Source organism: Sphingopyxis sp. H115 (assembly GCF_001468465.1).
In the GTDB taxonomy this organism is placed as follows: domain Bacteria; phylum Pseudomonadota; class Alphaproteobacteria; order Sphingomonadales; family Sphingomonadaceae; genus Sphingopyxis.
Window position 1 is genome coordinate 1 of the sequence record NZ_LNSA01000021.1, and the last position, 12,583, is coordinate 12,583.

The window sequence follows — 12,583 nt, forward strand, 5'->3', positions numbered from 1 at the left end:
TCTATGGCAGCTTCCTCGAATTCGGAACGCTCGCGGGCTTTTCGTTCGGCGCGGCGCTGATGCTCGGCTATTCCTTGTACCTCGGCGATCAGGCGATGCACGAATGGGGCTGGCGCATTCCCTTCCTGATCGCGGGTCCGATCGGCCTCATCGGCATGTATGTGCGCTCCAAAATGGAGGATACGCCGATTTTCCGCGAGGAAATGGCCTCGGCGGAACGGCGCGAACCGCCGGGCCTTGTCGCCCTGGTGCGCGACCATTGGCGCCCGCTGCTCGTCGTCGGCGGCCTCGTCGTCGCATTGAACGTCGTCAATTATTCGCTGCTCAGCTATATGCCGACCTATCTCCAGCGGCGCATCGGCCTGTCGAACGAAGAGGCACTACTCGTGCCGATCGTCGGCATGCTCTTCATGATGGTCTTCCTGCCCTTCGCGGGCGCGTTGTCCGACCGCGTCGGCCGCCGCGCGATGTGGCGCTGGTCGCTGATCGGCCTGCTGCTCGGCGTCGTGCCGCTCTATATGCTGATGGGGACGGGGTTCGCCGGCGCGCTGATCGCCTTCATGGCGCTCGGCCTGCTCTATGTGCCCCAGCTCGCGACGATCTCGGCCACCTTTCCGGCGATGTTCCCGACCGCGGTGCGCTTCGCGGGCTTCGCTATCGCCTATAATATCTCGACGTCGATTTTCGGCGGCACCGCGCCGATGATCGGAAGCGGCCTGATCAGCCTGACCGGCGACCCACTGATGCCCGCTTATTATATGATGCTGGCCTGCCTCGTCGGGCTCGTCGCGCTCCGGTACATGCCCGAAACGGCAGGACGTTCGTTGCGGGAAGATCCTTTTGCTTCGAATAGCCGAGCCTCGCCCGACAGGCACGGGGCGCCCTCGCCGCCATGATGATCAGCTTCGTTCCGAAGTGGTGCGCCGCGACCGGCGAAAATGAACAATACCGTTTCGCTATTGCTCTCTAGACTGCGCCTAGCGCTCAAGCGCCGCCATCCGGAATCTGCAACGGGTGGTGGTTAGCGGACATACGGCACACCACATTCCATGCAGTCACCCCACTGTCGGCTCTTTGGTGGACGAGTTTGGAAACGCCCCTTCAACTCGGATTCTTCAATAAGGAGGTCGAGTGCTTTCCCCATAGTGACGTTGCCACCCCAAAACTCGACCGACCATCTGTCAGTGACCTCTCCACCATTATCGCCGACTGCGGGTACGAGGACGAGCCGATCAAAAGACTCCCCTAAGTTATAAGTTCGTGGTTCGGGACATGAAGGTAGGCGCCAATTGGCGCCCTGTTTTCCATCGCGTCGGCTTCTCGCCCGTTCAAAGAACGATGGCGAACGATAGATCACGAAATCTCTCGGGCGTCCTTCACCAATAAATATTTGATCGGCGCGGATAATTTCTGGTCGATTCTTGTCCGGGTCAAACGACTGAATAACCTGCCCGCTGATCAGCAATCCTCGACTAGCAACTTTGACTATCGTTTCAGTCACAGGAGGGCCTATAAGTGAGCAAGCTTCCGCTGGCATCGATAACGACGCGCCTAAGGCAACGGCCAAGACTGCAAAACAATTAGCCATTGAGAGAACCTCGTTTGGGTGCCTGCATCAGATGATCGCTGAAAGTCGAGACGTTCCGCAATTGGTCGTGTGTGGACATCATCTCCGAGTTGGATGGGATGGCCACAACCGACCGCTAGCGAACCTGTACGCTGGACGGAAAATCTCTAACCTCCAGCATCAGGGCTCCGAAAGAAGCGCGTCGGGGATCGAGATATTCCATCGATAGGCGCTCGGCATTTTCATCAATCCAAATAACACGACAGCGCCATCCAGAAAACCACGTGGCCACGTGGTTTTCCTGATCGGGTAGCACACAGATCTGTTCGCGGTGGATTTTCCAACGCCCGGAAAAGGGCACCGGTCCCCGCCCCAGAAGGGTTCCGGTCCAAGTGCCATCTGCTTCAAACCCTTCCCATATTTCCGTGTCGGCCCATCCTGGCAGCGAGTAACCGACAAATTTTCCCGATAGCAAAGCACGTATCGTGGAAGCTTCCGTCAATTGTCGTGGAGCAGACGTTTGCCCCGATGCTGGGAAGGCGGTCAAAGCCAAAAGTAGCGACGTCAACAGCGCGTGCAGTTTCACATGCTCTCCAAATCGCCGAAGGTCGTTACGATAGAGCCGGTAGGTTAATGGCCGATTTCTAACCCAACGCACCGCAAGATGGGCCCGGCCCAAGGAATTTCGTAGCGTACTGCTCGCGGCAATATCGCGCCCAAGCGGACAATGGAGGATGGTGCACCCGAAGTGAAAGTAATGGGCACTCAAGTCGCTGGGAAATTTCTGTAGTGCGGAGTTAATCATACCGTGACAGCAATCCTATTTGGCAACCTTCGGCGGCACCCTTCCATCCTGGTCGCGCTGCGCGGGAGCGGCTAGAGGCGCCGCTGGCTCGGGCTCCTCGTCCTTTTCTGCAGTTGTTGCATCGCCAGACTTCGTGACGGACTGAGCGCTTCCTGCAGGAAGCTTGGGCGAGTCAGCGGACGGCACGAATAAAATCGCGGTCGCGGTTAACATCACCGCGAGCCCGCCGAGTTTAGCCGACATCTTTAACATATCTTCCGCTTTGCCGGTCGGATCGCTGACGAGTGCCTTATAGTCGTGTTTAGAGAGGAAACGATACAGCCGCGGCTGCCACTGCAACCGCACCTCTCGCTGGAGTTGCATGAAAGAAATGCCGGAGTGAATCGTGATCGCGACATAGATGCCCGCGATCGCCATGACGATGGCGATGAGCCACGGACTCGTCGTGGTTGTGATGCGCGCAGCAATGAGGCCAACGCCAACCGCGAGGGCCCCTGCGACGGCGCCAATGATTTGCCTCGTCGCTTCGATGACCTTTGCGGTTTCGTCGGTGACACTTTTTCGAAGTTCGGCCAGCACCTTGAGCGTGTCACTGCTAAGACCGGCAAGCTGGATCTGATAAGCCGTTCGTGCACCGTCAAACGCGGCGCTAAGATTTTCGCGCAAGAACGAGGAAGCTTCCTCACCGCTGCCGCCGCAACGTGCGATTTCAGTGGCCAATAGGATATGGCGCATCTCGGTTTCACGCTCGACTTCGAACACCCACTGCAGCGCCGTTTGCAACATTGCGAAGCCCTTGGCTTCTAGGGCGGTGATGAGGTCGTGATCGGCGGGCAATTGGAGATCGAGACGCGGAGGGCCCTTGAAGCGCAGCATCTGCCGTTCGGAATCATATTCGTCAGGCAGAGCAAGTATGAGGTTGCGAGCAGCGACCCGACTCCAGACGGAAGCGCTCGCATCTTCCAGCGTGATCGTCTCCCCTTCGCGCAGCAACCAGCGCCCCAGCGACTGGGGCACTCCACGCTGTCCCTGATACTCCCTGACCAGCGTTCGAGGGCTGCGCTGTGCGACATCGACGAGCGGTTCGACGACATCGACATCCCAAGCCGTTACGCAAAGCCCTTGCGCGAAGATCGAGCGGGTGAGCCGCGCGACCTGCCAATGATTACGCGCATCATCGCGCGCGAGCCACTCGCTAAACCCGACATTGGTTAGTAGTCGTAGGTCATTTTTTGGCCCCGTCGGCTTGTCGATGATGACCTGAAAGGGACCGTAATCCTCATGAATCGTCTCAGCAGTCCATTCGCTGTTGGCTGCATCGAAGATATGCGCTGGCCAATCGAGTCCTTCGGCCAAATTGAGCACTTCGACGGCGACCGCGGCTTCAAGGCGAGAGACGGCGACCGAGTGCTCGGCCTCGGCGACGACCGCCCCTTCCGCATCCAGAACGTCAAGCCGCGCTGCGAGGTTCTCTATGGACAATGCTATCCTCCTCGACATGACGCGTTGTGATCGTGATAACTTCGCCCCCATTGGCAGTGGAGATACGCTCGACGTTGGTTGTGCCTACCCGGTCGGGATAAAACAGGAGAACGCCTTCGGTCGTCCGAACACGACGTATGGCGGGGTTGCGCAATTGCTGCCGATCAGGTGGAAACTCGAGACCTTCAAGTTTCGCTGACCGCATCTTGCGCCGCACGGCGCCTTGGATGCGGGATCGCGCATCCTCGTCTTCCGGATTTCCAGCGGCGGCGAGAATGGCATCTTGGATCGCAGCCTCGTCGATGCGCTGCCGTCCGGCGAGCGCGGTCTTGGCTTCGCGAAATGCTAACGGCACATTCTGGTCCGGAAGCAGTTCCCTGATATCCTTCAGCACTTTGCTCACCGCTTCGATCATTTTCTGCGTGAGTTGCTCGTCGGTCCTCGTCCGGACGACGTGAAGGTAATTGGCGAAATAGTCTCCGATGTCCGGTGCGGATTTCATCCGATCGCGCGCACAAATTGCCGCTTCCGCTGTGCCATTTACGACGCGAACTAGTGCGGCCTTCTGGATCGCGCGTTTGTCGGCAACGAACGCTTGAACGATCAATCGGAGGAGATTGGCGCCCTCCTCCTCTTGCCGTTCGATGACCTCCTGATAGTCATATTTTATAAGGCTGTAGATGCGGACCGCCGGATCCGCGGTGCGTAGTTCGAAAATGAAAAACGCGCCGTCTCGGCTACCGCCGTGATGGAAACGCGCAAATTCCCGAGACAGAGCCTGCCCGCCGATCTCGAATGCATCGTCACCTCGAGCCATCCGCTCAAGTTGTACCTTAGTGCGCGAGTCAGGATGAAGTTCAAAAACAGGTGCGACATCGGTATCGCGAATGCGCTCAATAAAAAAAGCCGAATGTTCGACGCCGCGGGCCGCCTGAGGTTGAAACTCTTCATCCCCTACGACATGAAGGATCATATTCTCGATACGAAGCTGCGCGAGTTCGTCTTCCCGAATAAATGCCAATATGTCCTCCCTACAATATTCGGGATATCTAGTGATGCGGCGGTCCCCGCGCAAATCAATCGTCCACTGCGGAGCAATCTTTGTGCAAATCGCTGACTTTCTGCTCTCCGAGGTCTAACTCAGTCAAATGTCGAGACGCACGAAAGCCCATGAATGGGAAATGCACCCGGAGCTTCTGACATCCATTCGCTCACCTTGGGAAAAGTATCGAAAGGTCGATTGGAACTTTGCACGGTATGAAGACGCCGTTTTCACCCGACCCTGCGATCCCGAGGCGGTAGTTTATTCAGCTCTCGACTTCTGTGTCGCCGTGGTAGCGTTACGCGATTGGACGAGAAAAACCCTCACACGCGATTTGCGCACCGGCGGGAAAGCCCTGCCATCGGTTCTGGCATCTGTTAGTGAGTTTCCTGCGCTCGTGGCACAGCGGGTCCGATGGCAAGCAGCAATAGAGGCGATAGCCAACACTACAAAACATGCGGAATACCGCGACACGGGCTGGCCGATGGGGTTGGCCCGCCCCAGCAGCTTCTACCCTCCGTTTCTCCAGGCCGAACATGAAGCTTGCAAAGACGGACTCGAGCTGTTCGCGTTCATGCACAAATACAAGGACGTGACGTGGTGGGACATCTCGTTGCGCCAGCATCCGTCTGAAGAGGCGGAACCAGGCTATGTTGCATTTGGAGATGTGCTCGACCAATGGGCTGGAATCTTGAAAGATTTGGGTTATCAGGATGACTAGTCAATAAAATCGGACATGACGGCTACGAAAGATAATCCGCTGTCGCGGTCCATTTCCACCCGGCGAGCTTTCGGCCTGCAGATTGGGAACTTGTGGCGGTCCCGATCGGGACCCTTCGTCAACGTAGCAGCTCCACTCTCTGGATCGAAGCCAAGCAGCTTCGCAATGGCACATGGTAGGCGGCGCCGAAGTGGTCGGGACGTGGAAAGCAATCGTGGTCCAAATACCGCTATTCTCTAACCTCCACTTCGGCTCCAGAATCGTCGCTCTCTGTCAGCGCCTCGCCGTCATCTGCGCCGACTTCGCCTTGTGCGATTAGATCGGCAAGGTTTACCGCGCGGACCAGCGAACGCTTAATCTGCGAGGTGAAAGCGTTCTTTGCCGGCGCGTCTTGATACAAGATCGCGTTCTGCAGGCTGGAATGGCTTGTGCCTTCGACCGTCACCAGTGTCGGGCGGAATTCGCCGGGGCGGGCTGGATCGGCTTCCAGCCGATAGGTCATGAAGACGATATTCACTTGCGCGTTCTTCACATCCGCCGAACGGATGAAGTCCGCGCGCGCGACGATATAGCGATATACCTGTTCCGGGATCACCGCGACGATCTTGGACTTCCAATGATGGTGGAAGTAGCCCTTCCGGATCAGTTGCGTAATGTAACGCTTATATACGTTATCCCAATTTAGCCCATAAGTTGGGCGTTTGGGCAGGTCCGTCCCGGCGCGGATTGCCTGATAGGCTGGGAAGATTGAGCCGGTAATGTCGATCGCCTGAAGCTCCACGGAGAGGAACCGGTCCACTTCACCGTCATCTTGAACGTCGGCAATGACGAAATCGACATTGCCGAACCCGGCCATTTTCACCTCCGGCGCGACCATGGGGTTCTTGGGCGCGTCGCCGGGCCAGCAATGCGCGACAACTTCCGTCAGAAAGTCGACTGCATAAAAGCGTTTTGGGCAAACGAAGATCAGGTCTTCCGCCGGATCAGGCTCGCCGTCGGACCGCCGCCAGAGTGTGCAGACAGGATAGGGTTCGTTGGGAAGCTGGGTGCTACGTTTCGGGCAGCGGGTTTTGATGTAGGGGCAAATGAAACCCGTCGCGGAAGGATCAGCCCCCTTCCGCGCCGTTTGTCCCAAAATTTCGCCGACTATTGTTTCCGGATCACACGGCAACCGCCACCCCCTCGTGTCCATGAGCAGCGCGCCCCGGCGCCAGCGTCATGGTATCGGAGAGGATAAGCGATTCCGCAACCCTTCGACCGAGCAATGGGGGAACCGCATTGCCGACCTGAACATACTGCTCGGTCCGACTTCCCTGAAAATCGAAGAAGTCCGGGAAGGACTGAAGTCGTGCTGCTTCGCGAACCGTGAACGAACGGTCCTGGACAGGATGGATATATGCACCCCAGTGAATGTCACACTTTGTCAGGACTGTGCACGACAGGTCCGTCTTGCGGGGGCGACCATAACGCTTTGTATGATCGCTGCGCTTCGCCTTCTGCATCCCGGACGGAAGCAGTTCGCGGGGGATGTCTCGCCACGATCCGCCCGGCGGAATGTGTTTCATGCGGTCTTCATTGATCCGCGCCAGCCGACCCGGTGCGTGATTGAACAGTTCCCGGCAATCACCACGCAGGATCGCTTGGTAGCCGTTCTTCGGACTCGAAGCATAGTCGCGCGGAACAATCGCGTCGCCATTACGGATGACGGGAAGGTCGGAAATGGCATCCCAGACGGTAACGAAGGGTTCAAGGTCGGGACCGTGCGTCGCATTCGGAAAAAGGATCGGCGCACCCGTCCGCGTGGCAATGAAGAACACGCGGCGGCGCTCTTGCGGGACGCCGTATTCTTCAGCCTTCAATACGCGCATTTCAACCCGATAGCCGAGGGCTTCAATTTCCGCGAAAATCTGACGGACGATCGCGCCACCAGCAATTGATGTGATCCCGGTCACGTTTTCCATGACCAGCCAGCGCGGCATGATCCCTTCGACTATCCTCAGATATTCCCTGAAAAGACCCGCGCGCGGATCTTGTGCGCCACGATGATGGTTATAGACTGAATACCCTTGGCAGGGCGGACCGCCTACAATTACATCAAGTTCGCCCTTCGCAATCCCAGCTACATCCAGAAGCTGTTCCGGCGTAATTTTCTGAATCGGCCCACCAATAAACGTGGCTTCCCGGTGAGTCGCCGCGAAGGTTCGCCCAGCAATGTCGTCAAAGTCTTGTCCGGCCAGCACATGGAACCCGGCTTGCCTAAACCCTTCCGACAGGCCGCCCGCGCCACAAAAGAGGTCGATTGCCGTCAATTCGCGCCTGTTCATCGCTTTCCCCCTCTACCGGCGACTAAGGTGAGCGATTGCTCTTGATCTTCGTTTCCTGCACGTTGAAGAAGGTCGCAGATCGCACGGCGGCCTAGCCAAGCTTTCGAAGCCTTTTCCCGTTTTGCTAAGGCAGAAAGCTGGACGGCTTCGTCATCTGACAGGTTCACCGTGACCCGATTCTTCGACGCCATTACATCCCTCGCAAAGCCGCAAGGTGCAGCACTGTGCATCACCGTATGCAATGAAATGGCCCAGGGCAAGGAACAATGTCTCCAATTTGATGTTTGATATTGATGAGAACATATCATGAACGTGCGTATACCGTCAAACCGGCAAAAGACAAGAACCGCTCATCATGACCGGCAGACTGAAGGTAAGATAAATCCCGTCGCCCGCGTCTTTCACCGGCTGGGGATAGCCGGATGCCGACCGACGTCCGATCCGTCGTGTGTGGATCGAAGGATAAGCTAGGTCAGCCCATAAAGCCCTTATGATGTGTGCAACGGGCGCCATTCCGGGCAGCGATCGAGCGGCCTACTCTTCGAACCGTCTTCAGAAGATAGGAGCTAAGACCTTTACGTTCGTCATCAAGCGCGAAGCGGACCAGCAATCGGTCCGCTTCGCGTTATTAAGACAGGGCGATATCAGGCCGCCATCGCCCGGCGACCTGCCTCGACAAGAAATCGTCGTCGCCGCGCTTGCAGTTCGGCGACGTAGCCGCGCCCCTCGCGTAGCTCGATTATCCGTCGAAGGAGGCGATCCGTCGCGACATCGACATCAGCGCGCCCGTCGTGGGACCGCCGCCAGCGTGCCAGCAGCCATGCGACGCCAATCGTATCGCTTTCGCATGCTTCCTGCACGGCATCCCACTCGCCCGCGTAGATGAGCCCAGTAACTGCGAACGCCGGTGCGGTCATCTTGGCCGGGATATCGAGCGCAGCCAAGACCTCGGCCAGATGGATTGGCTTCATCTTGAACCCACCGGTCACGATGCGCGCGAAGTCGAGATGGCGAGCAGGATCGTTGCCGCCGAACGACAGCCAGCGCCAGCCGCGGGGAAGGGTCAGGCCATGCTTGTAGGCCGCCATCATGATCAGCGGAATGTCGTGGACCATCCCCGCCCACGTCACGAGCTCGGCGTCTGGCCAGGCCTGCAGCAGCTGAAACAGGCCGGCCACGATTGCCCGTTCGTCATGGTCCGGCTGGCTCAACGTCACGAACTGCGCGATATCCAGATTACCGTCGTCATGCTCGGTCAGGACCATGACAGAGGCGGTGACGATGGTCTGGAACACCCAGCGCGGACAGGTCAACGGATCTTCGCTGCGGGTATAACCGCGGCGCGTAGGCTGGTTGTTGTCGTTACCGGGGCTATACCGTTCCGTGGCTTGGTAACGGCGATGGCCGCTTTCATCGATAACGGCGGACTCGACGTCGAGCACGATATAGGAGCGCGGTCGGCGTTCAACGCCGATACGGGGTTCGTATTTCATAGATATTTCCTTTGGAATGCGTGGCAGGCTCGGCCCGCCGCGGTGTTCAGTGGTTCTGAGAATGATGGGTGCCGACACCGGCCCCGATTATTTGTCGCTGGCGCGCGGCTGAGACATGTGCGTCTTGATACGCGTGCGCGTCTCGGCGGCGACGCGTTCTATGCGGGCCAAGGCTCTACAATGCCCGCCCGCGATGTCGAAGGGCGCTCCCGCCAGACATTCGAACGCGCCATCGCTGCCCAGCCGAACCGCAACTTTCCCGCATTCCGACACCAATATGACCGGCGCATTGCTGTCGTCCGACCAGGGTCGGCATCGAAAGATGTGGATCAAATGCTGGTTGCGCATAACTGCCAGATATTCATGGGGCTCGGACATGCCGGCATGTGCCTGACCCGCATAAATGATGTCCTGGTCCCGCTCCATCGCGCGGAGAACCAGTTCGCGCACGATGCCGCCGTCGATCGCGCCACCGGTGCCGAATTCGATTGACGGGGTAAGCTTGTGGTCTGCCGGAAAGCCCATTTCGTGGCGCAGAGCCCAGGCGTGTTTCTGGTGCTGCAGCGACTGCATCATGGTGTCGTTCATTCTATCTTCCTTACTCTTGGGTGACGGCCGCTTTGGCCGGAGCCTTTTTCCGCTCTCTCACGGTGCTCAATTCCCCCGCATTGGCGGTGGCTTGCGCCTGAAGGCGCCATTCGATGGCCGGAGGCCGTCGATTTACCGGATGTTCAAAATTTGAGGCTAAGCCGATCCCTGAAGGAAGAGATTGCGACCTCCCCTTCATGCGAAGCGTTGTGGGATATGGACGCTCGCAGGCCTCGCTGCTGAGGGGGACCGGAGCAGCGAGGCCCTCCCCCTTTATCGATAACGGGTGTGCCAGCTGAGCCGGGTCACGCGCGGTGTGGCGCGAAGCTCGGCATCGCGCGCGAGCCACATGGCTTCCGTCTCATGCGCCGCTTCGGCGATCTCGCGCCACCAGACCTTCTCGCGCGCATCCCAGCGATAGCCGCGCGCCTTGAGGAGATGGCGTTTGTCGAACGGCGCACCCGTCGCCTCGATCCGCAGCGACGGCTGCGCGGCCCGCGCAACCAGCTCCGCCATAAGCGGGCGCACGCCGTCCGGACGATGGGTCAGCAGATGTGCGAGACTGATCACATCGGCGTCCGCCCGATGCCCGGTGGTGAAGTAGCCAATCTGCATCAGGAGGTGACCGAGTTTGGCGCCATCGAACCCATGCGCCGCCCAATCGATTTCGCGCATCGAACAGGCCCAAGCATGCGCCTTGATCCCCGGCAACAGGCGTTCAACGATTGGGGCATCATAGGCAGAATTGTGCGCGACAATCAGGTCAGAGCCGCCGAGCAGCGCTTCCCAGCGCGGCACGTTCAGCGCCCTTCCCGCCACGTCGTCGTCCGATATTCCGGTCAGCCGCTGCACCTCGGCCGGGATCGGAATGCCGGGATCGCGGAGGCCGCGCCGGGTTTCTTCGACAGCACGCATTTCTCCGGCGTCGTCGACCAGCACTACCGCGGCGGCGATTTCGATGACCTCGGCGGTCTGGACATCGACCGAGGTCGTTTCCGTATCGACGATGGCAATGCGCCGTGTCGGCCCGATTGGCGGCCCGTCGTTCGCAAGTTCGGAAATCGGCCGCACGCGGCGGAGGATGCGGACATCCTCGCGCGACGCGCAGAGACGTAACGCCGCCTCGAACGAGGCGGCGTCGTTATGGATGGTCATGGATTTTCTCCTGTTTGCTTACCGCCGAGCGGAGGCGAGGCTTTTCCTCCCCTCTTCACCCGGCTGCAGGAGACGCGGTCGCGGCAGCTTTTCCATCCCGGGCACATGCGCAGGCCGTCAGATGGAGAAACGGACTTTTAAGGTAGGCCGCCGATAAAGGTCCTCAGGAATCAACCTGTTGGATGATAGTCATGGCATTTGAACAAACGCCGATTGCAGCGCCTTCCGGCGCTTACGAAAGTCCAACATTAAAAACTCTCGAGGCCGACAGGAACAGCGCAAACCCTCGCTTTTCGGTCGATGAGCCGGATGCCGCCTGCACCAGTTGCCCCATCGCCATGTGGTATGTTGCGGGCGAGGATCTGGAGTGCTTCTGCTCTGCCCTTCATCAGGTCGTCTGGAGCCTGAAAAGTACAGCGATTAAACTATGCGATGCCCGTGAGCAGGAAATCGCCCGGCTTCGAATCTCAGGACATACAAAATCATCACCGGCGGCGTGACCGGGTAAGAGCGCAGTCCGCCACATGATGATTGCAACATTTCCGGATTTTGTTAAGCCGTTCGCTAGCGACAAAGCGTAATGTTGGTTCCCGCCAGATGGGAGACCGAGAACGATGCCCGTTCACAGCAAAACATTGATCTTCAATCTCGCAGTCCGAGGTCTGATCATCATGATAATTGCGATGACGGCTTCGGTGGCCATCGTTTCCTGGATAAGTAGCGATCTCCCACCTGACCTCTATCACCGCTCGATCGTCGCGGCACTATTGATCCCTATGTTAATTTCGCCGCCGATATCATTATGGGTAGGTTGGCAAAATTTCCGATATTTCAAGTTGCACCGCAAAGTCGAGTGGCTGGCCGACCATGACGAAATGACAGGTCTATTGAACCGTCGTGCACTCCAAGCAGCCGCAGCGAAAATTAGGGATCAGCCCAGCAACACCCGGATGGCCCAGCCCGTCCTGCTCTTGCTCGCCGACATCGACCACTTCAAAAGCGTCAACGATAATTTGGGCCATGACGCGGGCGATGAGGCGATCAAGCACGTTTCGAACATACTCATGGAGCTCAGCCCTGGAGGGGCGGCCGTCGCGCGGCTGGGCGGAGATGAGTTTGCGATACTGACCGACTGGACAAGCCTGGCGGACGCCCGCAGCCTGGCGGCATCAATCTGCAGCACGGTCGAACAATTGCCCTGTGTCTATCAAGGCCATTCGATCCCATTGACGGTGAGCCTCGGCGTTGCCATCGGCAGCCGCGCGGAAAAGATAGATTTCATCCTGCGGCGCGCCGACGAACAGCTCTACAATTGCAAACGTGAGGGACGAAACTCCTATTCAGTCGCAGCAGGCGCTGCAGCATAAAGCCCGTCTCGTCCGCGAGTGCGCCCAAACTGCGAAAAT

14 protein-coding genes are annotated in these 12,583 nt (G+C 58.4%); 4 read left to right on the forward strand and 10 right to left on the reverse strand.

Going from position 1 to position 12,583, the window contains the following annotated elements; all coding sequences use genetic code 11:
* Positions 1-896 (forward strand): MFS transporter (locus ATE71_RS14665; RefSeq protein WP_152998796.1); only part of this gene is annotated, 896 nt, incomplete at its 5' end.
* A gap of 125 nt (positions 897-1,021) precedes the next feature.
* Here ATE71_RS14665 and ATE71_RS22220 read toward each other — a convergent pair.
* The 4 genes from ATE71_RS22220 to ATE71_RS14675 all read right to left on the reverse strand — a co-directional run bounded on the left by ATE71_RS22220 (position 1,022) and on the right by ATE71_RS14675 (position 4,875).
* Entirely contained in the window at positions 1,022-1,501 is a 480-nt protein-coding gene (locus ATE71_RS22220) for a hypothetical protein (RefSeq protein WP_152998797.1), read from the reverse strand.
* 202 nt (positions 1,502-1,703) lie between these two features.
* Positions 1,704-2,153 (reverse strand): hypothetical protein, encoded by a 450-nt coding sequence (locus ATE71_RS22225; protein WP_152998798.1) that lies wholly within the window; start codon positions 2,151-2,153, stop codon positions 1,704-1,706.
* 234 nt (positions 2,154-2,387) lie between these two features.
* Positions 2,388-3,854 (reverse strand): hypothetical protein, encoded by a 1,467-nt coding sequence (locus ATE71_RS14670; protein WP_058804119.1) that lies wholly within the window; start codon positions 3,852-3,854, stop codon positions 2,388-2,390.
* Entirely contained in the window at positions 3,823-4,875 is a 1,053-nt protein-coding gene (locus ATE71_RS14675) for a hypothetical protein (protein WP_058804120.1), read from the reverse strand. Before ATE71_RS14675 ends, ATE71_RS14670 begins: the two co-directional genes overlap by 32 nt.
* 127 nt (positions 4,876-5,002) lie before the next feature.
* Between ATE71_RS14675 and ATE71_RS22230 the strand changes: the two genes are divergently transcribed.
* Positions 5,003-5,617 carry a hypothetical protein gene (locus ATE71_RS22230; protein ID WP_152998799.1) on the forward strand — a complete coding sequence of 205 codons (615 nt, stop codon included), beginning with the start codon at positions 5,003-5,005 and terminating at the stop codon, positions 5,615-5,617.
* Positions 5,618-5,846: 229 nt separating this feature from the next.
* On the opposite strand, the gene ATE71_RS14685 is transcribed toward ATE71_RS22230, so the two are convergent.
* From ATE71_RS14685 to ATE71_RS14705, 6 genes are all read right to left on the reverse strand, one after another.
* On the reverse strand, positions 5,847-6,788 hold the full coding sequence (locus ATE71_RS14685) for a NotI family restriction endonuclease (RefSeq protein ID WP_235588033.1): 942 nt from the start codon (positions 6,786-6,788) through the stop codon (positions 5,847-5,849).
* Entirely contained in the window at positions 6,778-7,941 is a 1,164-nt protein-coding gene (locus ATE71_RS14690) for a DNA cytosine methyltransferase (protein ID WP_058804123.1), read from the reverse strand. The genes ATE71_RS14685 and ATE71_RS14690 overlap by 11 nt, the downstream gene beginning before the upstream one ends.
* A complete protein-coding gene (locus ATE71_RS23170) occupies positions 7,938-8,249 on the reverse strand; it encodes a CopG family transcriptional regulator (RefSeq protein WP_152998800.1) in 312 nt (103 codons plus the stop codon). Before ATE71_RS23170 ends, ATE71_RS14690 begins: the two co-directional genes overlap by 4 nt.
* 336 nt (positions 8,250-8,585) lie before the next feature.
* Positions 8,586-9,434, reverse strand: a complete 849-nt coding sequence (locus ATE71_RS14695) for a hypothetical protein (protein ID WP_058804124.1) — start codon at positions 9,432-9,434, stop codon at positions 8,586-8,588.
* A gap of 87 nt (positions 9,435-9,521) precedes the next feature.
* Positions 9,522-10,022, reverse strand: a complete 501-nt coding sequence (locus ATE71_RS14700) for a hypothetical protein (RefSeq protein ID WP_058804125.1) — start codon at positions 10,020-10,022, stop codon at positions 9,522-9,524.
* 273 nt (positions 10,023-10,295) lie between these two features.
* Positions 10,296-11,177: a 3'-5' exonuclease gene (locus ATE71_RS14705; protein WP_058804126.1), complete on the reverse strand. Its 882-nt coding sequence runs from the start codon at positions 11,175-11,177 to the stop codon at positions 10,296-10,298.
* 191 nt (positions 11,178-11,368) lie between these two features.
* Between ATE71_RS14705 and ATE71_RS22240 the strand changes: the two genes are divergently transcribed.
* Both ATE71_RS22240 and ATE71_RS21775 read left to right on the forward strand, forming a co-directional pair.
* Entirely contained in the window at positions 11,369-11,677 is a 309-nt protein-coding gene (locus ATE71_RS22240; protein WP_152998801.1) for a hypothetical protein, read from the forward strand.
* 114 nt (positions 11,678-11,791) lie between these two features.
* On the forward strand, positions 11,792-12,544 hold the full coding sequence (locus ATE71_RS21775; protein ID WP_082665223.1) for a GGDEF domain-containing protein: 753 nt from the start codon (positions 11,792-11,794) through the stop codon (positions 12,542-12,544).
* Positions 12,545-12,583 lie beyond the last annotated feature (39 nt).

What these genes read in the sequence shown, in the direction of transcription:
- ATE71_RS14705 (WP_058804126.1), bottom strand. Translation starts at nt 11,177, where the DNA reads ATGACCATCCATAACGACGCCGCCTCGTTCGAGGCGGCGTTACGTCTC.
- ATE71_RS23170 (WP_152998800.1), bottom strand. Translation starts at nt 8,249, where the DNA reads ATGATATGTTCTCATCAATATCAAACATCAAATTGGAGACATTGTTCC.
- ATE71_RS14695 (WP_058804124.1), bottom strand. Translation starts at nt 9,434, where the DNA reads ATGAAATACGAACCCCGTATCGGCGTTGAACGCCGACCGCGCTCCTAT.
- ATE71_RS21775 (WP_082665223.1), top strand. Translation starts at nt 11,792, where the DNA reads ATGCCCGTTCACAGCAAAACATTGATCTTCAATCTCGCAGTCCGAGGT.
- ATE71_RS14700 (WP_058804125.1), bottom strand. Translation starts at nt 10,022, where the DNA reads ATGAACGACACCATGATGCAGTCGCTGCAGCACCAGAAACACGCCTGG.
- ATE71_RS14690 (WP_058804123.1), bottom strand. Translation starts at nt 7,941, where the DNA reads ATGAACAGGCGCGAATTGACGGCAATCGACCTCTTTTGTGGCGCGGGC.
- ATE71_RS22230 (WP_152998799.1), top strand. Translation starts at nt 5,003, where the DNA reads ATGTCGAGACGCACGAAAGCCCATGAATGGGAAATGCACCCGGAGCTT.
- ATE71_RS22240 (WP_152998801.1), top strand. Translation starts at nt 11,369, where the DNA reads ATGGCATTTGAACAAACGCCGATTGCAGCGCCTTCCGGCGCTTACGAA.